Origin of the sequence: Frankia sp. AgPm24, from assembly GCF_023243055.1 — a bacterium.
GTDB lineage: Bacteria > Actinomycetota > Actinomycetes > Frankiales > Frankiaceae > Frankia > Frankia umida.
On record NZ_JALKFW010000163.1, the window covers coordinates 16,769 to 35,570 of the forward strand.

The window sequence follows — 18,802 nt, forward strand, 5'->3', positions numbered from 1 at the left end:
CGCGCGGAACGCCTGTCGCCCAGACGATCCTGCTCGGCGTGGTCGGCTCGTTCGTCGGGGGATTCCTCGGCTACGTCCTGTTCGGCAAGGATCTCGGTGAGGGCGCGCTGCAGCCCTCCGGCATCATCGGGTCGATCCTGGGCGCGATCGTCGTCGTGCTGATCTGGCGTGCCGTCGGAGGCCGCGACCGCGCCCTGCGCCGCTGACCGGCGACCCCCGCCCAGCTGGCGGTCAGCGTGACGCCGCAGGGGCGGGGAGCAACGGACGTCCCCGGGCACGGTCGGCCAGGCCAACGTCACCGCGTAGCGCAGGCTCGCCCCGACCATCCCGCCGACGGTGTTCTCCCACGCCGACCGTGGCCGTTCCGCGGTGATGGGCGGGGAACAGCGCTGGTCGCGAGGGTCGTCCGTCGGCGGGTGATCGTGGTGGTCGGGGCGGGCTCGCACGGACGGTGAGCGTCTGGCGCCCTACTCTTGGATCCCGTGCGGACATTCACGGTGCGGTTGATCTCGGCGCGGGCGGCGGCGTGGGCGAACGCCGCCATGATCACCGCCGGGATGCTGCTGGTGCTGACCCTGGCCGGCTGCGGCGGTCACGACGCCGACGATCAGGACGCCCGCGACCGACCGGTGGCCATCACCGAGATCACCCCCACGGCCACGGCGAGCCGTCTCACCCCCACCGCGTCACCCAGCGCGTCGCCCACGGCGTCGGCTGGGGCTGGGGCGTCGGCGCGTCCCGGGGTAGCGGCGGGTCTGGTGGGGGGCGGGGCGGCGGCGGGGGGCCGGCCGTACTGCGGGGCGAGCAGGGACGTCGAGGAGATCGTCGTCGAATCGTGGTCGTCGGGGGCGTTCCGGGTGTCGCTGCGCCCGACGGTGGCCTCCCGCAAGGCGCCGCGGACGGCGACGACGCAGGTGCTGTGGTCGGCGATCGGTGCCTGCGTGCCCGGGGTCGGTACCGCCGCGTCCGCCGAGAGCCTGCACCAGCAGCTGGCCTGCCATCAGGCGCTGGCCCAAATCCGTTCCGGCGACGGCTACGCCACCGGTGACACCTACGACCTGGAGAGCTGGCGTCCACCGATGACCCCGAACAGTTTCCCCACCTGGATCTCCACCCGGTGCGGCAACACGCTGGGCACCGACCCGGCCGGCGGCCCGACCCGGGTCTACCGTCCCGACGGCGTCGCCGCGCGCTACCCCGTCCGCGGCGAGCACGGCTGACCCACCCGGACACCGTGATCCACACACCGTGATCCACAGCGGGTCCGGCGGGGGTGGTGGGGGCGGCGGGACGCTCGACGAAAGTGCGCTCGGGGGTGCCACCCCGACGCTCCCCCACCGCCTCGGAGATCAACAGCCGGTTATGATCCGCCGCCATGAGCGCGACTCCCGACGACGATCGGACCCTGCCGGAGCAGGATCACCCGCAGCGCGATCTGCCGGTCTCCGGGCGGGCGGAGAAGGCCGGCAGGCGGCCCGGATGGGACGAGGCCGACCTGACCCGGACCCGTGACGCCTACGACGCGGTCGCCGATCTCTACGCCGACATGTTCGCCGGCCAGCTCCCGCGACGACCCCTCGAACGTGCGATGTTCGCCGCGTTCGCCGAACTCGTCGCCGAGCACACCGCGGCCACGGGTAGCCCCGGACTGGTCGCCGATGTGGGCTGCGGTCCCGGTCACATCACCGCCCACCTGCACAGCCTGGGGGTGGCCGCGGTCGGCCTCGACCTGTCCTCGGCGATGATCGAACGGGCCCGCCGGGACCATCCGCACCTGTCGTTCGAGGTCGGTCTCATGCATCGGCTCGGTTTCGGCGCGCAGACCCTGTCGGGGATCGTCGCCTGGTTCTCGATGATCCACCTGCCGCCCGGGGCCGTCCCGCAGCTGTTCGCCGAGTTCCGCCGGGTGCTGGCGCCGGGCGGACAGCTGCTGCTGGCGTTCCAGACCACCGAGGTCACCGACACCGAGCCCCAGCCGCACGCCCACCGGGTCGCCCCCTCGCACCGCTGGCCCCCCGACCGTGTCGCCCTGCTGCTGCGCCGGGCCGGTTTCGTCGAGACCGCCCGGCTGCTGCGCGACGCCGATGACCTCGACGCCCTGCCCAGCGCCGTCCTGCTCGCCCGCGCCCGCGCCTGAGCCCCGTCCGAAGAGGAGCCCCGCTCGAACCTGCCCCGTCCGAACCTGAGCCTCGCTCAAAGAAAAGCGGCTCTGCGTCCTTCGCCACGCCTCGGCGGGATCGCCCCATCCGGGGCGTCCTCGGTGTCCTCGGCCTTGTGGTTCGAGCGTGGACGCCGCGCCCGGTCGCCGAGGCGCACGTGCCGCCCTGCCGAGGCGGATGCGCCGCCATGCCGAGGGTTGTGCGGTGGCATGCCGAGGGTTGTTCGGAAAACGAGGCCCTCGATTCCCGAACAACCCTCGGCATGCGGGCGACCGGCGGGCGAGCCGGCTCGCGGCCACGCCCGGCCGTGACGGACGGGAGCGGACGACGACCCCAGTCGTGACGGACGGGAGTCGATGGCGACGGTCAGTGGCCGATGATGCGGACTTCCGGGTAGGTGCGGCTCGGGGCGTCCAGGATGGGAGCGGAACGTCCGGTCAGGGCGCGGGTGACGAAGGCCTCGACGTAGACGCGGGTGATCGCCAGGGCGCGGGCGCCGGACAGGGTGGGAGCGACCCCGTCCGGCGGCGCCGGATTCGACGTCGGGCCACCGCCACCGGTACTGCCAGCGCCGGTGCCACTGCCAGCGCCGGTGCCAGCGGCGCTGGCAGTGGCACCGGGGGGTGGGGGGAGCTGGTCGGCGATGACCGGGTCGTCGGTGAAGCTGAAATGGTCGGCGCCGTCGACGTCCAGCCACAGGCGGGGGGTGCGCAGCAGCGACCAGGCCTGCGCCCAGGTGGGGTCGTAGTCGTCGGGGCTGGTGCCGGGGGGTGCCTGGCCGCCCGGGCCGGGGGCGGGATGGTCCGGGGTGGCGCCGAGCAGGAGCACCGCGCGTCCGGGCAGGCCGGCGGGGACCAGGGGGGTGGCGGGGTCGGCGAGGGTGCCGTCCAGGTCGACGCCGGCGCGGACCCGGGGGTCGTGGGCGAGCAGCGCCACCGCCGCCGCACCGCCGAGGCTGTGACCGACGGCGGCGATCCGGGTCGCGTCGATGGTCGCCGAGGCGCGCCACGCCGGACGCGGGCCGATCAGACGATCCAGGACGAACGAGAGATCGACGGTGCGGGAGCGCACCGCGGCGTCGAAGTCGGACACGTCCCGCAGGCGGTCGCAGGCCACGCAGGTCAGCATCCGGTCGCCGGTGAACAGGGTGCCGACCGACTCGTAGGCGTGGTCGACGGTGGCCGCGACATAGCCGCGGCTGGCGAACTGCTCGGCCAGGCCGGTCAGTGACCGGCGGCCCACCCCCAGCCCCGGGGAGAGCAGTACCAGCGGATGGCGTCCGCCGAGGGGACGCACGCCGGTACGGCTCGCGATCGTCGTCGCGGCGATATCGGTGGCCGACAGGACGCCGTCCAGCCCGAGCGAGGCCAGGTACAACCGGATCTCGGCCGGGTCGGCGTAGCGGGCCGGGCCGCCGCGACCCGCCCCGGGGCTGGCCGGGGTGGCCGCCGGGTAGTAGACGTCGACCATCAGTTCCCGGGGGCGTGTCGGCTCCCACGGGTCGCGGCGCGCGGTGTCCACCAGGTGCAGCGTGTCCCGTCCGACCGCGAACGTTCCCGTCGCAGGCGGCAGCGCCAGCCGGGCCGCGGCCGTCGACGAGGCCGATCTGGCCGACCTGGCCGCCGGAATCCCCGTGGTGGTCGCGGTGGCCGGGACCACCGTGGTGGTCGTGGGCGACGTCGTGCTGGTGGCGGCGGTCGCGCTCGGCCCCACCACCAGCACGGTCGCCGTCGCCACGACCGCCAGCACCGCTGTCATCAACCGATCTCGCACCGTCACGGCTATCACCCTAGGTGAATCATCGCGTACGCAGAGGCGAATGCATGGTCCGGCATCCGACATCGCGGCCAGACCGCGACCCACCCCCGACCGCGATGGTGATGTTTGCGCTGATGCGCCGGTGAAGGAGGAAGGAAAGGGTCACAGGGCGGTGATGCTGGTGGGGGCGCGTTCGGCGCGGCTGAGTGCGCGCAGCAGCGCGACCGGCCCGTGGCGGCGGGTGGCGACCCGGGCCAGCAGGGCGATGACCAGGTCGGTCGCGGCCTCGGGCAGCGCCGGGGTGGGCAGGTCGAGACTGACGGCGAGGTCGTCGGCGTGGACGGCCAGTTCGAGGATGCGGGTGGTCAGCAGGTCGTCGACGGTCAGCGGTGGCGCGGACGTGCGCATCGCCACCAGCCGGGTGCCGTCGAGGGTCGCCATCCTCGTCCGGAGCTGGGTGAGGGTGGCGTCGACCTGGGCGGCGAGGGCGGCCGGGCCGTCCGCGGCGGTCTGCTCGCCGATAGTGCGCAGACCGGTGTTGAGGTCACCGTCCAGGGGCGCGCCGACCCACGCCGCCGCCGTGTAGTACTCCACCAGCGAGAGTGCCGGCCCGTCCGGTTCGGCGGCGTCCAGACGCCCCGGTACGGCGAGGACCTGCCAGGCCAGATGCCCCGCCAGCCCGCTGACCTGGAACTGCGCCAACGCGCTGGGTGTCTCCCACCGTCGCGCCAGTACCGGTTCGCGCAGCAGTCCCGCCGCGGCCTGGGCTGTCTGGACGAACACCGGCCCGATCACGCTCACGCTCATACCGCCCATCCTGGCCCACCCGCGACCCACTGGACGCCCATCGCCACCGCGCTCTGTCTCCTGGTCGCGCTCTGCTCGCACAGGGCACCGGAACGCGGGATATCGTCCGACCCGATCACCCCAGCCTCGGGACGCGACTCCCGGGACGGGGACGCACCATCAGCCGGGGGGCGCACAGTGGCACGCGGTCAGCAGGGGGCATCGGTCGGGTATCGACTGTGGGGGTGGATGCGCCGCCACCCGATCATTTCCGGAATCGTCGGCGGCTTCTGGCTGCTGATCATCCTGATCGTGTTGACCGCGCCGAAGAAGGACCCGTCGACCGTCGCGGCCTCGGCCGACGCACCCGTGGTGTCGTCGCCGTCACCCACGGCTTCCCCGGGTTCCCCGTCACCGCGGCCGACGGCGACGTCCGCCACCTCGGCTCCGCCGGTCGCGCCGGTGACCGCCGCCGCCGCACCGGTCGCCCCGGCCACCACCCGGGCGGCGGCCGCCGCGGTGCGGCCGGCCGTGACCTCCGCACCACCCGCCCAGGCCGCCGCGGCGCCCCCGGCCCAGCCTCAGCGCAACGTGATCCCCCCGGCCCAGCAGCAGGCACCGCCCGTCCAGCAGGCGCCCGCGGCCCAGCAGCCCGCCGCCCAGGCGCCGCCGCCGGCGCAGGAGAACCCGACCTCGGTGTACTACGCCAACTGCGACGCCGTCCGGGCCGCCGGGGCCGCCCCGCTGTACCAGGGACAACCCGGCTACCGGGCCCCGCTCGACCGCGACCACGACGGCGTCGCCTGCGACACCAGCTGACTCCCGGATCCGCGGTGGCGGTGGCGGTGGCGGTGGTCAGGTCACGGGTCTGTCCGGGCGGGGGCGGCCGGCGGGGTACGACCCCAGGCCAGGACGGTCGCGAAGACCAGATCCGCGAAGTCCGGGGCGGCGAGCGAAGAAGGCCGTATCGGCGAGCTGGGCGAGGGCTGCGTCGAGAACCTCCGGGAAGCGGGCGATCGATGTCGAGGTCTGCTACGCCCTACACGATTATGGCGTGTTAAGGTTCCATTTCCTTAAGGTGGCGATGGCCTCAACATGCCTCACGCCAGACAGGAAAGAAAAAAAACTTCCGCTGGTTCCAAGGCGTGGAACTCGGGCAAGCTGCTCACGGTCCAGGACACTGTGACCGAAGGCGATGCCGCCTACACGAACTGGAACGGCAGCGGAGCCAACCGTCTCACCACCAACGGCGGGCAGTGGTCCACACAGTCGATTACCGTTTCACCCCTCAACAACTTCCGGGCATGCCGGGACCAGGGTAGCTGGAACCCGGACAACTGCTCGAGCTGGGTCAGCCCCTGATTAGTTGTAACATCCGTAACAAAGGTAGCCGCAGCTAACAGTAATGGAGTACGCGAACGTGGGTTCCTCAGTCGTCGCCGCAGGGCTCACGTTCGCGTACCCCAACGGTCACCGGCTCTTCCAGGGGCTGGCTCTGACCGCCGAACCGGGCTCCCTGCTGTGCGTGACCGGCAGATCCGGTGTCGGAAAATCCACCTTGCTCTACTGCCTGGCCGGGGTCCTGCGCGCCGAGGGTGACGTCAGGCTCATGGGGCGGATACTCCCCGCGTCGCCGTCCGCCCGCGCCGCTCTGCGGCTCACCCTGTGCGGGTTCATCTTTCAGCGTGGTGAGCTCCTGCCCGAACTCTCCGTGGTCGAGAATGTCGCGCTGCCGCTGCGCCTCAACGGCGCGTCGAGACGCTCCGCACGCACCGCGGCGATGGAAGCGCTGACCCGGCTGGGAATCGACGACTGCGCCGACCGCCCACCGCAGGAGATCTCCGGTGGGCAGGCGCAACGCGCCTCCGTGGCCCGCGCTCTGATCCACCGTCCTCCTGTGGTGTTCGCCGACGAGCCCACCGCCTCCCTGGACGCCTCCAGCCGCGACGACGTGCTCGCCGCCCTGCGCGCCACCGTCGCGGCGGGTGCCGCGGTGATCTGCGCAACCCACGACCCCGCACTCACGGACATCGCGGATGACCACTTCGATATGGCGGACAGGCCTCGTGCGACTCACCTCACTTCGTAACGCGGTTCTCGTCGGTACGCTGTTCTTCCGGCGCGGCCGCGCTGTGACACGGTTCCTCGCCGCCCTGGTGGGAGTGCTCGTCGCGGTTTCTCTCTGTGGTCTTTTTGGGCTCGCGAACTTTGTCACGCACGTGGGTGAACGGGGGCGCCTCGCCGAGATGGGCGATTTTCGCGAGGGCGGATGCGTCCAGGGCAGGTACCGGTACGACCCCTTCGACCTTGACCAGTACGCGGTCACGCTTCTTGCCGCCACCTGCGAGGATCCACCCGTGCCGCCGGGGCTGTCGCGTTTTCCGAAACCAGGCGAGATGTACGTCTCGCCGGAAATAGCCAAGCTTCGCGGCAGTGATGCCAGTATCGCCGCCCGGTTCCCGCGCGTGGACGGGCTGATCGGGCCCAATGGTCTTACCGGCTCCCATGAGCTGCGCGCGATCACAGGTGTCGAACCGGCCGTATCCGTCGCCGGCGCACTGCCGGTCGGGATTTTCACCTTCAACGCGTTCGGCCCGCAGGCCGACTATCTCGCGACCTATCTTCGTTTCAACCGGCCCACGTTCCTCATCATCGGCCTGTTCTTCACCCTGCTACCGGGGGCATTCCTCGTCGCCGCGTGCACCAGGCTGAACGCCCGCACCAGGGAACGGCAGCTCGGGCTTCTCACCGTCATCGGCCTCGATGCCACGGCGCTGCGCCGTGCTCTCGTGTCCGAGGCCGTTCTCACCGTCGGCGTCGGCGCACTGCTCGGTCTGCTTGTGGCACGACCGCTGTTCGCCAGGGCCACGCCCACCTTCGTGGCCTGGACGGCGTTCCCCGGGGATCTCTCCACGGGCTACAGGACGCTGCCGGTCGTGTTCGTCCTGGTGGTGGCGATGGCCGCCGCGGCGGCCTGGCTGACCGCCCGGTCGCACCTGCGCCGCGGCCGGCGACGATCGACCGGACCTGGTGGGGTGTCGTCGGACTGGCGATGGTGCGTCCTCGGTTTCGGTCTGCTCGCCGCCGCCGTCACCCACTGGTGGCACGCCGACGCGGCGTGGCCGGTCGTCCTCAGCGGCCGGGTCAGCACCTTCGTCGGCCTTCTACTGGTGGCCCCGCTCGTGTGCGCCTGGCTCGGGTCCCGGCTGAGCGCCTCCGACGACCCGGTCACCGCCCTGGTCGGAGCCCGGCTGCGCCGACCGTCAGGATCACTCACCAGAGCCCTCGGCGCGCTCGCGTCCGGACTGTTCGTCCTGTCCGCCGGCGCCACGACCATCGACTTCCTCAGCGACGACCCGGCCGCCATCTGGCAGGCCTACAGCCCCGACGGCCGCAGCGTCGTGGAAGTCCGCCGCCCCAGCGACGACACCCGCCGTCTGCTCACCGACCACGACGTCCTCACCGGCACCACCAGCGCCTCCACCGACCCGATGCTCAGGGGCACCCTCACCGGATCCTGCACCGCGGTCCGCGCCGTCACCGGCGGACAGGTCACCTGCGACCATCATCGCCTCTACGGGATCACCTACCAGGGGCAGCCCCCACCCGAGGACAGTGACGCGACTCCCACCCCGCTGTACGGGCCGCGCGGCGACATCCTCGACGGATTCGTCGTCACCCTCACCGACCGCGCCACCATCAGCCCCACCGACGACACCCTCTACATCCCGCTCCCCACCGCCGAGGCGGGAAACCTCTACGACCGCCTCGTCGGTGGGGACCCCACCGTCAACGTGCGGATCGCCGGAACCGCCACCGTGAGCGGCGCCAGCGAACTCACCGCCATCCTGGACATCTTCCGCTGGGGTGCCGCCTTCGCCGTCGCCGTCTCCCTGCTCGCCGCCCTCATCTCCCTCGTCGCCCTGCTCCAGGACCGTCAGCCCGCCAACAACTACCTCCAGATCCTCGGCACCACCCGCCGCCAGACCGCCACCGTGGCGCTCACCGAAGTGACCATCGCAGCCGGAGGCACCGTTCTGCTCGCCCTGGCCAGTTCCGTGCTCTGGGCCCTCGGCTACCGCAGCGACGACACATCCGTCAACCTCATCGCGGTCATGTGGCCGTTCGTCGCCACCCTGGCCGTGCTCACCGCAGCCGCCGCGGCACTTGTCTGGAGCACGCTGAGACACGCCGGTATCAGCGTCGTCCCCGACCGCGACGGCCTCGTGGCCACCCACGACACCTTCGCCCCTTCGTCCCCGGTTGGGGGACACCGCCTGTGAGCACGACGGCCCGCGAAACCAGCTGACCCCTGGCCCCTGACCGCAGGCGAGGCGCGGCCGCCGCCCGGCCACCAGTACGGGCCTGCCATGGTGGCCGGGCAGGTTCACGGGCCTGGGGTGGCACCCGGCGTGCGCCCCCAGGCCAGGACGGTCGCGAAGGCCAGATCCGCGAAGTCCGGGTCGGCGAGCTGGGTGAGGGCGGCGTCCAGCACGTCGTCGGTGGCGAGGTGACGCTCGAGGATGTGGGGACGCAGCCGGGTCAGCGTCAGTGCCCAGCACATCGCGGAGGCACCCGCGCCGCCGGTGGTCGGCAGGTGCACGGCCGTCCCGATCCGCTGCAGGCCACGGGTGTGCAGCGGGGCGGGGAAGATGCGGGCCCAGGTGGAGTCGGTGCCGATGGTGGCTGCGAGCACCTCGTCGATGCCGCGCATCGCCTGGCGAAACGCCGGATGCGGACTGGAGCTGAGGGTGGCGGGCACCTCGCCGAGCCTGGCGAACAGGCTCGGCGTGCGTTCTCGGTCCGATGATGATCCGCCCCCGTTCCCGATCCGGCGGGTCGCATTCATTGATGCCCGACAATCACACCACATACCAAAAGGAACTAAAGCCACATATTCAAACATAATTTCGATAAACATGTGAAGCTGCTTTTGTTCTGCAAAGCCGTTGTCGCCGACTATCGGGGTCGTTACGATGGGCTCCGCGGAGGTTCGCTCGACTTGTTGGCAGTCGACTTCCCGCCCGGGGGATCCATGTCCTGACGCGCGTGGACCGGCCGGTCCGGGTCGGTTGGCCTCGGGTGAACAGAATTCACGGTATCCGCTGTTCCCGTTAAAGCGTGGCCCGGCGGGCCACGCCGACAGAAGGGGAAGACGCATGTCTCTTTATCACACGGAGATCCAGTGGGGCGGTCCGGGGGCGGAATGGCACAAGGACTCCGACCTGCAGATTGTCATCGGCAACCGGAACCAGGTCGTGCCCTCGTCGGGCCGGCCGGAGACCGGGACCCAGGTGACCTGGTCGGGCCCCCAGGGCAACGGCAGCATCACGTTCTTCGACGACGGCGCGTCGTTCCAGGGTGCGGCGCAGTTCCCCGGAGAGGGCCCGGTCGCCTACCGCGGGTCGGCGACGTAGGAATCTTTCGGTAAAGCCTCGGTAACACGAGAGGAATTCCACGGCGACGACCCAGGTATGCGGCCTCTTGCCGCCCTCGGCGTCGTCGTGGAATTCTCCGGTTTCACCTCTCCAACCCGGCCGGGCCCGGCGATCCCACCGGCGCGCTGCCGAGCTGTTCGCCGCCGCCACCGGGCCGCTTTCCGACCCGACCGGGCAGGCCGGCAAGGGGATGCTGCACCAGCGTTGACAATCTTCCGACTTCTGCGCTTTGGCGAGGATGGGTAGCCTGCTGGCGTGCCGAGGCTGAATGCCCACGATCTCGCCAGGACGGTGCCGGATCCTCTACGGCGCACCCCGTACGGGTTCCTCACGTGGCCAGACCGCAGCCGGCTCGCCCTCCAGTAGCCCGCGAACTCGACGGGCTGACGGCATGCGCCGGTCAGCGGCGCTGGCGCAGGGCGGCCAGACGGTCGCGTAGCGCGGGCTCGTCGGCCGGCGACGCGACGATCTCCACGAGCTTCGTGCGGCTCGTGGCGCCGTGGACGAGGGACACCTCGCCACGGCGCAGGCCGAGCGCGTCGGCGAGCGCGCGCAGCGCCGCCTCGGTCGCCTTCCCGTCGACCGCCCGCGCCGAGACACGCACCACCAGGCTCGCCTCACCGTCCGGGCCGCCCCGCTCACCGCCGACAGCGGTCCTGCTGGCCCCCGGTCGCACTCTGATCGTCACCCGCATGTCTCCCATCGTCGACGGTGCCGCCCCCGGCCGGGCACACGCCGCCACCATGCGCCGGCCCGCGGCCCCGCCTTCGGGCCCACCGCACCAGACATCGGCCGCCCCCTCCGTTTCCGTTTCCACGGCCTTCCTGTCGGCGAAGGTGACCGGCTCACCACGTGGACCCTGGCATCGGTCGGCGCGAACCCCGTCCTTCTCACCACCCGGATCGGACGAGTCGGTTACAGTGCCGGTCTTGTGAGGTGGGCGGCGAGGCCGGTCGGACGGGGCGTGCGTGCCCTCACCGTCGCCGTCGCCGCGGTGCTGCTCGGTCTGGGCGCGCACACCGCCGCCTGCGGGCAGCTGCCGTCCCTGCCGGTGACGGCGATCGGGATGGCGCTGACCGCCCGGGTGTGCTGGGGTGCGGCCGGTCGCCGTCTGTCGCTGGCGCGACTGGTCGCGCTGGTCGTGGGCGTGCAGTCCGCGCTGCACCTGGCGTTCACGCTCACCGCGTCCGCGGGTATGGCCGGGCACGCGTCCAGTGACAGCGTCGCGGCGGTGGCCGGGGCGGGTGTCGGCACCGGTGGCGGGGCCGCGGTCGGGGTGGATCTGCTGCCGGGCGGTCCGATCGTCGCGGTGGCGCATCTGGGTGCCGCCCTGCTGCTCGCCTGGTGGCTGGCCACCGGTGAACGTCTGCTGTGGCGGGCGGCCCGCGGCGCGGTGACGGTGGCCCGTGCGACCCTGCGCCGGCTGCGCCGCCGGGCGCTCACCTGGGTTCATCCGCCGCCCGCCCGCACACCGCCGGTGCGTCGACCGCCGCCGCGCACGGCCGGTGCCGCGCGGGTCGGGCACGACCTGGTTCGTCGGGGGCCGCCGGCGCGGGCATCGGTCTGACCGGCCGGCGGGTCCTCCCGCCGTGGCCCTGGTCCGACCCGCTACCACCGTCCCACGCCTGCCGTGGGACGGCCCGTCACCGCGCCCGTCCCCGTTGTGCCCCGCGCGTCGAGACCTGCGATCCCGACCGATCGTGAGGTGCGCGTCGACGGCCGACCCTCGACGTCCGGGTCTGCTCGCGACGCCACGTCCGGCGTCCGGTTCCCCTGTCCTGCTCGGATGTCCGTTCCCCACCGCAGCCCGCGTCCGCGATCGCGTCCGCCTGCGGTGACAGCGGACGCCGGGGGTGTCGAGGGCCGACGGGAAGGCGCGGTGTGCCCGCCTGCCCGCTTCCCTGCCTCCAGGTCGGAGACCCCATGGCCACCATCGATGATCGTGGTGTGCCCGCGGACGAATCCGCGGTACCACCCCCGTCACCCCCGTCCACGCTGTCACCGCCCCTTCCATCCTCTCCCTCCGCGTCGTCCCCGCCTCCGTCCACGCCGTCCCCGTCCGCGCCGGATCCGGCGCCCGCCGCGAAGCCGGCGTCGGCGGTGCGGCCACCGGCGCCGGGGGCACGTACGTCGTCGGTGGCGCTGCGACGGCTCCTGCTTCGGCTGCACTTCTACGCGGGGGTGTTCGTCGCGCCGTTCCTGCTGGTCGCGGCGCTGACCGGACTGGCCTACACCCTCACCCCGCAGCTGGACCAGCTCGTCTACGGCCACGAGCTGACCGTCGACGCGGTGGGCGGCACGCCCAGACCGCTGTCCGCGCAGATCGCCGCGGCCCGCGCCGCCCATCCCGCGGCACCGTCACCGGGATACGCACCGGCGACGGGCCGCGCCGCACCACCGCGGTCGTGTTCACCGTCCCCGACCTCGGGGACAGGCAGCGCACCGTCTACGTCGACCCGTACACCGCACGGGTCCGCGGCACGCTGACCACCTGGTGGGGCAGCACCCCGCTGACGACCTGGCTCGACGATCTGCACCGCACCCTGCGGCTGGGCGCGTTCGGCCGCTACTACTCGGAGGTCGCGGCGAGCTGGCTGTGGGTCGTGGCCGCGGGGGGCCTGCTGCTGTGGCTGGCCCGCGTGCGCCGCACCCGCCCGACAGGCCGGGCTGGCCGGGCCCGGCGCGTCCTGCTGCCCGATCTGCGCGCGTCCGGACGGCGACGCACCCTGGGCTGGCACGGCGCCACCGGCGTGTGGCTGCTGGTGGGCCTGCTGTTCCTGTCCGCGACCGGCCTGACCTGGTCACGGCACGCCGGCGCCCACTTCCGCTCCGCCCTGGACGCCACCCACGGCCACGCCCCCACCCTCGACACGGAGCTGCCCACCGCCCACGCCGCACCCACCACCACGTCGCCCACCACTCCGTTGGCGCCGGGTGCCACAGACTCGTCGTCCGGCGCTGCGGCTGCCTCCACCGGGCACCATCACTCCTCCTCCGGTGCCACCGCCCTCCCGGGAACCGACCCGGCGGACCGGGTTCTGGCCGCCGCCCGCGCGGCGGGCCTGTCCGGACCGGTGGACATCGAACTGCCGGCGGAAGCGGGCACAGCCTGGACCGTCACCCAGACCGACCGGCGCTGGCCGATGCGCCTGGACGCCGTCGCCGTCGACCCGCGTCCCACCGCCACCACCGCCGCCAGCGCTGAGGGCGGCGGCGCCCGGGTGACCGCGCACACCCGGTGGTCGGACTACCCGCTGGCCGCGAAACTGACCAAGCTCGGCGTCGCCGCCCACATGGGTCTGCTGTTCGGCCTGGCCAACCAGATCCTGCTCGCAGCCCTCGCCCTCGGCCTGGTCTGCGTCCTGATCTGGGGCCTGCGGATGTGGTGGCAGCGCCGCCCGACCCGCGCCCAGCAGCCCGACCGGCAGCGCCTGCTGGGCCCACCGCCGGCCCGCGGCGCCTGGCGTGACCTTCCCACGCCCCTGCTGGCGGCCGGGATCCTCGCCACGGTGGTGCTCGGCTGGGCACTGCCGGTGTTCGGTGTGACCCTGGCGGCCTTCCTCCTGCTGGACGTCACCCTCGGCCTCACCCGCCGCGCCCACCATCACCCGAGGTGATCGACATCCGCTGATCGCATCTGCGGGAGAACCCGGGCGGATGGGGATGGGGATGGGGGTGGGGGTGCTCGGCGACACCGGTGGCGGGCCGACGTCCCCCACGCCCTCCGCTGCCCGTTGCGTCGTGGCCGATCTACCCGGCCACGACGCATGCCGAGGGTTGTTCGGTCGCATGCCGAGGCCTGTTCGGTATTGCGAGGCCGATATCCCTGAACAACCCTCGGCATCCCGTGATCACAACCATGATCACGGCAGCGAATCGGCCGCGATTCGGGGCTTTGGGGCCTTCGATGCCGCATCATCGCACTCCGAAATCCGTCCATATTGGTGCATAATGGACGCACGGATGGCCGCGATCAGACCGCGCCGAGGGTGGGTGACGAAACGGGGACACCGTCGGCGGCGGTGCCGTCCGCGGGGGTGCCGTCGGCGGGGGGGTCGTCCGCGAGGGGGGCGGGGTCGGGGCGCAGGAGGGTCGCGAGCAGGGTGCGGGCGAGCCAGGTCTGGTAGTCGGGGCGGGTCCAGCCGCGTTGGCGCAGCATGCCGTCCACCGACGGGGAGATGTACATCCAGAGGATGTCGCGGGCGGTGTCGGCGGGCAGGTCGTCGCGAAGCAGGCCGAGCTCGGACCAGTGGCGGACCGCGGCGGTGGCCCCGAAGAGACGTTCCTGGTCGATGGTCGCGGCGAACGCCTCCAGGTCCGGGTCGCCGCCGCGGGCCTGGAACACGATGTCCATCAGGTCGCTGATGCGCCCGGACACCCCGGCGGCCATCGCCGCGTAGGCGTGGGCGGAGTCGAGGGCGCCGCGTGCCGCCCGGAACGCCTTCGACTCCGGACGGTCGATGAAGCTGATCGGTTCGTCGTCACCGGCCAGGGTGATGTCGTAGACGGCCTTGAGCAGCCCGGCCTTGCCCTCGAAGCGCTTGTAGACGGTCTCCTGGGAGACCCCGGCGGCCGCCGCGACCGCCCGGATCGTCGTGCGTGCGTAGCCGTGGGCCAGAAAGGACGCGCGGGCGGCGGCCAGCACCCGCTGGCGGGTCCGCCCCGCCCCGGCCTGACGGGACCGGTTGTCGTACACGCGACCTGCCCTTATGTCCGCGGACCCTGGCATTCGATACAGCCTACTGTCACCATTGGATGCAGTCCGCTGTACCGAACTGGACGTCCATCAACAAGGTGGACGTCCGCCACAAGGGAGCACCCCACATGCCCACCACCACCGACACCACGACCAACCCCGCCGCCGCCACCGCCACCGTCCCGGCGGTGGTTCGTCCCGTCGTCGTGCGGGCGGCTCGGCCGACGGCCAGCGGACTCGACCGTGACACGCTCGCCGACGTGGCCGTGCGCAACATCGGCGCGATGGTCGACGGCGACCTCGACGACTTCGTCGCCCTCACCCATCCCCGGGCCGTCAACCGGGAGGCGCAGGCCGAGCCGCCGGCGACCCGCGGGCTGGGCCCCGAGGCGTTCCTGGCCACCGCCCACTGGCTGCGCGCGGCGTTCTCCGACCTGTCGTTCACCATCGAGGAGATCGTGGTCGAGGGCGACCTGGTCGTCACCCATGGCACCATGTCCGGCCGGCACACCGGTGACTTCGTCATCTGGACGCCGTCCGGTGAGGTGGAACGTGCCTTCGCCCCCACCGGACGGTCGTTCACCGTCCACCACGCCCACTTCCAGCGCATCCGCGACGGCCTGGTCATCGAACACTGGGCCGTGCGCGACGACCAGGCGATGGCGTTGCAGGCCGGCTGGATTCCCCCGACCCCCCGCTACCTGCTGCGCTGCGCCCTGGCCACCCGCGCCGCCCGCCGCGCCGCCCGGTCCGCCCAGTCCGCCCCCACCGTCTGACCGTGATCCGCCCGCGATCCGGCGATGCGACGGTCGGGTCAGGCCATCGCGGTCATGGCGTGGAAGGCGCCGTCGCGCAGGAGGGGGACGGTGATGTCCGCGCCGAGAGCGGCGGCGGCCGCGACGTCGTCGTCCCAGCCCAGAGCCAGCAGTTCCCGGCCGGAGGCCGCCTCGCGCAGCTCGTCGTGCAGGGTGGGGGCGGCGGCGTCGAACGCCGCCCGGGCGGCGCGGGCTTCCGGGGACAGCTGGGCCCGGGTGAGGTCACCGAGGTGGCGAAGGACCGCACCGGCGCCCAGAAGGTCCTCGACGGCGGGACGCAGCGGGCCCGCGTGCGCCACACCCGAGGCGTCGGGCCAGCGTTCCCCGGAGGCGATCACCGCGACCGTGCGGCCCGCGGCGACCTCGGTGGCGAGCAGACGTCCGACCGCGGGCGCGTTACGCAGGCAGCCGGCGAGGACCGCGCCGTGGTCAGCGGCGAAACCGGCGGCGCGGCCGTCACGCCACCCGTAGGGCAGCACCACCGCACCCCGGCTGACCGCGACACTGACCGCGGTGGTGAACCGCAGCACGTCGACGAGCACCACCAGGTCGCTCACCGGTGCCAGCACCGCCAGATCCCGCTCCCCCCACCCGAACCGCACCGCGAACACGCGCTGCTGCGGCATCGCCGTCTCCCCTCGTCCCTCTTGTCTCTCTTGTCTCTCTAGAGGACCCTGTCGCCCAGAACACGTTCAAGTGCCGCCTGGCCGGCCGGTCCCCAGGTCGGTTTGCCACCGGGAACACCCCGCCGCCCGTTCTCGCCGACCCTCAGCAGGACCAGGCCTCGGTGGAGGGCCAGACCGCGGGCACGGCGGATCGTCGCCTCGTCCGCGCACGCGTACCGGTCGAAGAAACGCCCGGCGGCGCCCGCGGGGAGCAGGACCCAGGCCGCGGCGAGGTCCCACGCGGGATCCCCGACGCACAGGTCACCGAAGTCGACCACACCGGCGAGTGTTCCGTCGGCGACGACGACGTTCGCCGGATGCAGATCACCATGCACCCACAGCGGTGGGCCCGCCCACGCGGGCGCAGCGTCCGTTGTCCTCGTGGTAAGACGGTCATCCCCGGTGGCACCGGTGCGAGATCAGCACAGGGCGCGCAGCCAGGCGTCGGTCGAGGCGCTCAGATACTCGGCGGTGGCCTTCCAGTAGGGGCCGTCCTCGGTCCAGATCCTGGCCCACGGTTGCCGCCCGCGCCGCGCGCCGTCGCGCAGCAGGTCGTGCATCGCGGCGGCGCGCCGTCCCAGCAGATGGGCCAGCCGCGGGCGGGACGGGGCGTCCAGGTCGTAGCCGTCGACGAAGGCGCGTAGCCGCGCCGCCGACCGCCCCATCGGACGGTCGGCGCGCAGGCCCGCGATGCTCTGCGCGGCGTAGGCGAGATCCCACAGCCGGGAACTCGGCGCGGTCGCGTCCCAGTCGATGAGCACCCAGCCGCGGGCGGAGTCGACGAGGTTCCACGGCGCGACGTCGTTGTGGCAGACCAGCTCCTCCCGGTCGGGTGGGATCAGCCGGTTCCACGTCGCCGTCGGCGGTGGGCGCCACGCGGCGAGGGCCTGGTGCAGGTCGGCCAGCATCCGTCCCAGGCAGGCCAGGCGGGCCGTCGGGTAGGTGCCGGCGGGGTCGCCGAGCGGCCCGGGGATGTACTCGAGCACCTGGCGTCCCCGCTCGTCGCGGCCCAGGGCCCGCGGGGCCCCGGTGAAACCGACCGCGTGCAGGTGGCGCAGGACCGCGTCCACCGTGTCGGTCCAGGGGCCGACCGGACGGCGCACCGTGTCGCCGACCCGCACCACCCCGGCCGTGACCCGCCCGGCCAGCGGCATCTCCCCCTCCCCCTCGTCCATCTCCGTTCCTTTTCCTTCTTCCGTCACCCGGGGCGGCCGCATCCCGGTCCGCCCGCGCCAGGTCCGCTGTAACCGGGCCGCCGGCCGCTTCGGATCAGGCCGGGGGCTGCCCGTAGCCGGGCTGGCCCTCCTGACCGAGCGGGCGCTGACCAGCCTGGCCGTGGCCGGGTTGCCCCTGACCAGGCTGACCGTAATCGGGCTGGCCAGGGCCGGGCTGACCAGGGCCTGGCCAGACGGGCTGACCGTGAACAGCCTGGCCGGGTCCGGGCTGGCCGGGTCCGGGCTGGCCGGCGTTCGGCGGGCCGTAGCCGGGCTGGCCGTAACCGGGCCAGCCGGGTGTGGCGTCGGTGCCGATCTGGCCCGGCTGGGCCAGCGTGCGGTCGAACCACCACCGCGTCTCACTGCCCAGGACCCATCCGATCAGCAGGATCGCGAAGACGATCGCGACCACGCTGGTGCCGGTCCCACTCACCAGGCTGGCGATGCCCACCAGAATCACGATGCCTTCGGCCACCACCACGACCTGCAGGGCGGCCGCTATCCGACGGATCACCAGAACCGCGGCGAGAACCTGCGCCGCTCCCACCACGAAACCCAGGATGACAAGAAAACGGAGCAGGCTCACATCTTCTTCCTGGCCGCGTTCGATCCGGTCGTCGACCAGCATCCGCACCAGGATCGATGACACGATGTTCAACGCTGCCTGGATGAACAGAAAAGCGACCACGCCTTTCAGCTTCCTCGGCATTCCCGTCTGCTGCGGCGCGAATCCCCCGGTCATTCCACCATCCTCCACTCGGCCATGATCAGGCCCGGACCAGTCGCATCAGTATGGGGGTCCGTCCATATCAGGACGACGTTCACAAGAATGCCCGGAGCCCGACGACGGCACCCCCCGGCGTCCGTCCAGGCTCCCCACCAGGCACGATGCGCCACACCAGACAGGACTGTCACCCACCGCTGTCAGATGGATGACATCGAGGGCGGTCCACCGACCGTCAGCCGCAGGTGACGGTCGCTCGACAACGGGCCGGTGTCGAGCTCCACGGAAAGCCCAGCGAAAGCGAACCGGCCCGCGCTCGCGGTCCTCGAAGTGAGCCCCGTCCTGGCCATGTCCGGAACCGAACAGGTGTCACACAGCCCCGGGCCATCGCGGCCCACATCGTGGGGCTTGTCGCACGAGGGACGAGGACACCGAACCACCGCTGCCAGCGGAACTGATCCGCGCCCTGGCCAGGACGGACGGGGCGTGGGAAGGCTGGCAGGACACCGACCAGCGGACGAGCGGACGAACACAGCACGCCGGTTGC

At 72.5% G+C, this 18,802-nt stretch carries 16 protein-coding genes and 3 pseudogenes; 10 read left to right on the forward strand and 9 right to left on the reverse strand.

The window, feature by feature from the left end:
* Positions 1–20 precede the first annotated feature (20 nt).
* The 3 genes and pseudogenes from MXD61_RS09240 to MXD61_RS09250 all read left to right on the forward strand — a co-directional run.
* A pseudogene (locus MXD61_RS09240) lies at positions 21–206 on the forward strand (GlsB/YeaQ/YmgE family stress response membrane protein); the annotation flags it as partial.
* Positions 207–482: 276 nt separating this feature from the next.
* Positions 483–1,220, forward strand: coding sequence for a DUF2599 domain-containing protein (locus MXD61_RS09245; RefSeq protein WP_248812424.1), 738 nt, complete (start codon positions 483–485; stop codon positions 1,218–1,220).
* A 155-nt stretch (positions 1,221–1,375) separates the two neighbouring features.
* Positions 1,376–2,137, forward strand: coding sequence for a class I SAM-dependent methyltransferase (locus tag MXD61_RS09250; protein ID WP_248812425.1), 762 nt, complete (start codon positions 1,376–1,378; stop codon positions 2,135–2,137).
* Positions 2,138–2,525: 388 nt separating this feature from the next.
* Here the strand turns inward: MXD61_RS09250 and MXD61_RS09255 are convergent, their stop codons facing one another.
* Together MXD61_RS09255 and MXD61_RS09260 are read right to left on the reverse strand one after the other, a co-directional pair.
* Positions 2,526–3,938, reverse strand: a complete 1,413-nt coding sequence (locus MXD61_RS09255; RefSeq protein WP_248812426.1) for a lipase — start codon at positions 3,936–3,938, stop codon at positions 2,526–2,528.
* Between the two features lie 141 nt (positions 3,939–4,079).
* Positions 4,080–4,724, reverse strand: coding sequence for a maleylpyruvate isomerase N-terminal domain-containing protein (locus tag MXD61_RS09260; RefSeq protein WP_248812427.1), 645 nt, complete (start codon positions 4,722–4,724; stop codon positions 4,080–4,082).
* A 228-nt stretch (positions 4,725–4,952) separates the two neighbouring features.
* Between MXD61_RS09260 and MXD61_RS09265 the strand changes: the two genes are divergently transcribed.
* The 3 genes from MXD61_RS09265 (at position 4,953) to MXD61_RS09275 (ending at position 8,986) form a co-directional block, all read left to right on the forward strand.
* Positions 4,953–5,522, forward strand: a complete 570-nt coding sequence (locus tag MXD61_RS09265) for an excalibur calcium-binding domain-containing protein (protein WP_248812428.1) — start codon at positions 4,953–4,955, stop codon at positions 5,520–5,522.
* Between the two features lie 601 nt (positions 5,523–6,123).
* On the forward strand, positions 6,124–6,792 hold the full coding sequence (locus tag MXD61_RS09270) for an ABC transporter ATP-binding protein (protein WP_248812429.1): 669 nt from the start codon (positions 6,124–6,126) through the stop codon (positions 6,790–6,792).
* Entirely contained in the window at positions 6,740–8,986 is a 2,247-nt protein-coding gene (locus MXD61_RS09275) for an FtsX-like permease family protein (protein WP_248812430.1), read from the forward strand. The genes MXD61_RS09270 and MXD61_RS09275 overlap by 53 nt, the downstream gene beginning before the upstream one ends.
* A 104-nt stretch (positions 8,987–9,090) precedes the next feature.
* Here the strand turns inward: MXD61_RS09275 and MXD61_RS09280 are convergent, their stop codons facing one another.
* Complete coding sequence (locus tag MXD61_RS09280) at positions 9,091–9,465, reverse strand: hypothetical protein (protein WP_308222710.1); 375 nt, start codon at positions 9,463–9,465, stop codon at positions 9,091–9,093.
* Between the two features lie 397 nt (positions 9,466–9,862).
* Between MXD61_RS09280 and MXD61_RS09285 the strand changes: the two genes are divergently transcribed.
* Entirely contained in the window at positions 9,863–10,120 is a 258-nt protein-coding gene (locus tag MXD61_RS09285; RefSeq protein WP_248812431.1) for a hypothetical protein, read from the forward strand.
* Between the two features lie 421 nt (positions 10,121–10,541).
* On the opposite strand, the gene MXD61_RS09290 is transcribed toward MXD61_RS09285, so the two are convergent.
* On the reverse strand, positions 10,542–10,835 hold the full coding sequence (locus tag MXD61_RS09290) for a DUF167 domain-containing protein (protein WP_248812432.1): 294 nt from the start codon (positions 10,833–10,835) through the stop codon (positions 10,542–10,544).
* Positions 10,836–11,105: 270 nt separating this feature from the next.
* Between MXD61_RS09290 and MXD61_RS09295 the strand changes: the two genes are divergently transcribed.
* On the forward strand, positions 11,106–11,708 hold the full coding sequence (locus MXD61_RS09295; RefSeq protein WP_248812433.1) for a hypothetical protein: 603 nt from the start codon (positions 11,106–11,108) through the stop codon (positions 11,706–11,708).
* 356 nt (positions 11,709–12,064) lie between these two features.
* Positions 12,065–13,758, forward strand: a pseudogene (locus MXD61_RS09300) (PepSY-associated TM helix domain-containing protein).
* A 356-nt stretch (positions 13,759–14,114) separates the two neighbouring features.
* On the opposite strand, the gene MXD61_RS09305 reads toward MXD61_RS09300, so the two are convergent.
* The gene (locus tag MXD61_RS09305) at positions 14,115–14,837 is read right to left on the reverse strand and encodes a TetR/AcrR family transcriptional regulator (RefSeq protein WP_248812434.1); all 723 of its coding nucleotides are present in this window, start codon (positions 14,835–14,837) and stop codon (positions 14,115–14,117) included.
* A gap of 59 nt (positions 14,838–14,896) precedes the next feature.
* Between MXD61_RS09305 and MXD61_RS09310 the strand changes: the two genes are divergently transcribed.
* Positions 14,897–15,613 (forward strand): ester cyclase, encoded by a 717-nt coding sequence (locus MXD61_RS09310; protein ID WP_248812435.1) that lies wholly within the window; start codon positions 14,897–14,899, stop codon positions 15,611–15,613.
* Between the two features lie 38 nt (positions 15,614–15,651).
* Here MXD61_RS09310 and MXD61_RS09315 read toward each other — a convergent pair whose 3' ends face one another.
* From MXD61_RS09315 to MXD61_RS09330, 4 genes and pseudogenes are all read right to left on the reverse strand, one after another.
* On the reverse strand, positions 15,652–16,278 hold the full coding sequence (locus MXD61_RS09315; RefSeq protein ID WP_248812436.1) for a 2-phosphosulfolactate phosphatase: 627 nt from the start codon (positions 16,276–16,278) through the stop codon (positions 15,652–15,654).
* Positions 16,279–16,316: 38 nt separating this feature from the next.
* Positions 16,317–16,685, reverse strand: a pseudogene (locus tag MXD61_RS09320) (phosphotransferase); the annotation flags it as partial.
* 51 nt (positions 16,686–16,736) lie between these two features.
* On the reverse strand, positions 16,737–17,492 hold the full coding sequence (locus tag MXD61_RS09325) for a phosphotransferase (RefSeq protein WP_248812438.1): 756 nt from the start codon (positions 17,490–17,492) through the stop codon (positions 16,737–16,739).
* A gap of 94 nt (positions 17,493–17,586) precedes the next feature.
* The gene (locus tag MXD61_RS09330) at positions 17,587–18,273 is read right to left on the reverse strand and encodes a hypothetical protein (protein ID WP_248812457.1); all 687 of its coding nucleotides are present in this window, start codon (positions 18,271–18,273) and stop codon (positions 17,587–17,589) included.
* Between the last annotated feature and the right edge of the window lie 529 nt (positions 18,274–18,802).

What these genes read in the sequence shown, in the direction of transcription:
- MXD61_RS09290 (WP_248812432.1), bottom strand. Translation starts at nt 10,835, where the DNA reads ATGCGGGTGACGATCAGAGTGCGACCGGGGGCCAGCAGGACCGCTGTC.
- MXD61_RS09265 (WP_248812428.1), top strand. Translation starts at nt 4,953, where the DNA reads ATGCGCCGCCACCCGATCATTTCCGGAATCGTCGGCGGCTTCTGGCTG.
- MXD61_RS09330 (WP_248812457.1), bottom strand. Translation starts at nt 18,273, where the DNA reads ATGACCGGGGGATTCGCGCCGCAGCAGACGGGAATGCCGAGGAAGCTG.
- MXD61_RS09260 (WP_248812427.1), bottom strand. Translation starts at nt 4,724, where the DNA reads ATGAGCGTGAGCGTGATCGGGCCGGTGTTCGTCCAGACAGCCCAGGCC.
- MXD61_RS09310 (WP_248812435.1), top strand. Translation starts at nt 14,897, where the DNA reads ATGCAGTCCGCTGTACCGAACTGGACGTCCATCAACAAGGTGGACGTC.
- MXD61_RS09325 (WP_248812438.1), bottom strand. Translation starts at nt 17,492, where the DNA reads ATGGACGAGGGGGAGGGGGAGATGCCGCTGGCCGGGCGGGTCACGGCC.
- MXD61_RS09285 (WP_248812431.1), top strand. Translation starts at nt 9,863, where the DNA reads ATGTCTCTTTATCACACGGAGATCCAGTGGGGCGGTCCGGGGGCGGAA.
- MXD61_RS09275 (WP_248812430.1), top strand. Translation starts at nt 6,740, where the DNA reads ATGACCACTTCGATATGGCGGACAGGCCTCGTGCGACTCACCTCACTT.
- MXD61_RS09250 (WP_248812425.1), top strand. Translation starts at nt 1,376, where the DNA reads ATGAGCGCGACTCCCGACGACGATCGGACCCTGCCGGAGCAGGATCAC.
- MXD61_RS09315 (WP_248812436.1), bottom strand. Translation starts at nt 16,278, where the DNA reads ATGCCGCAGCAGCGCGTGTTCGCGGTGCGGTTCGGGTGGGGGGAGCGG.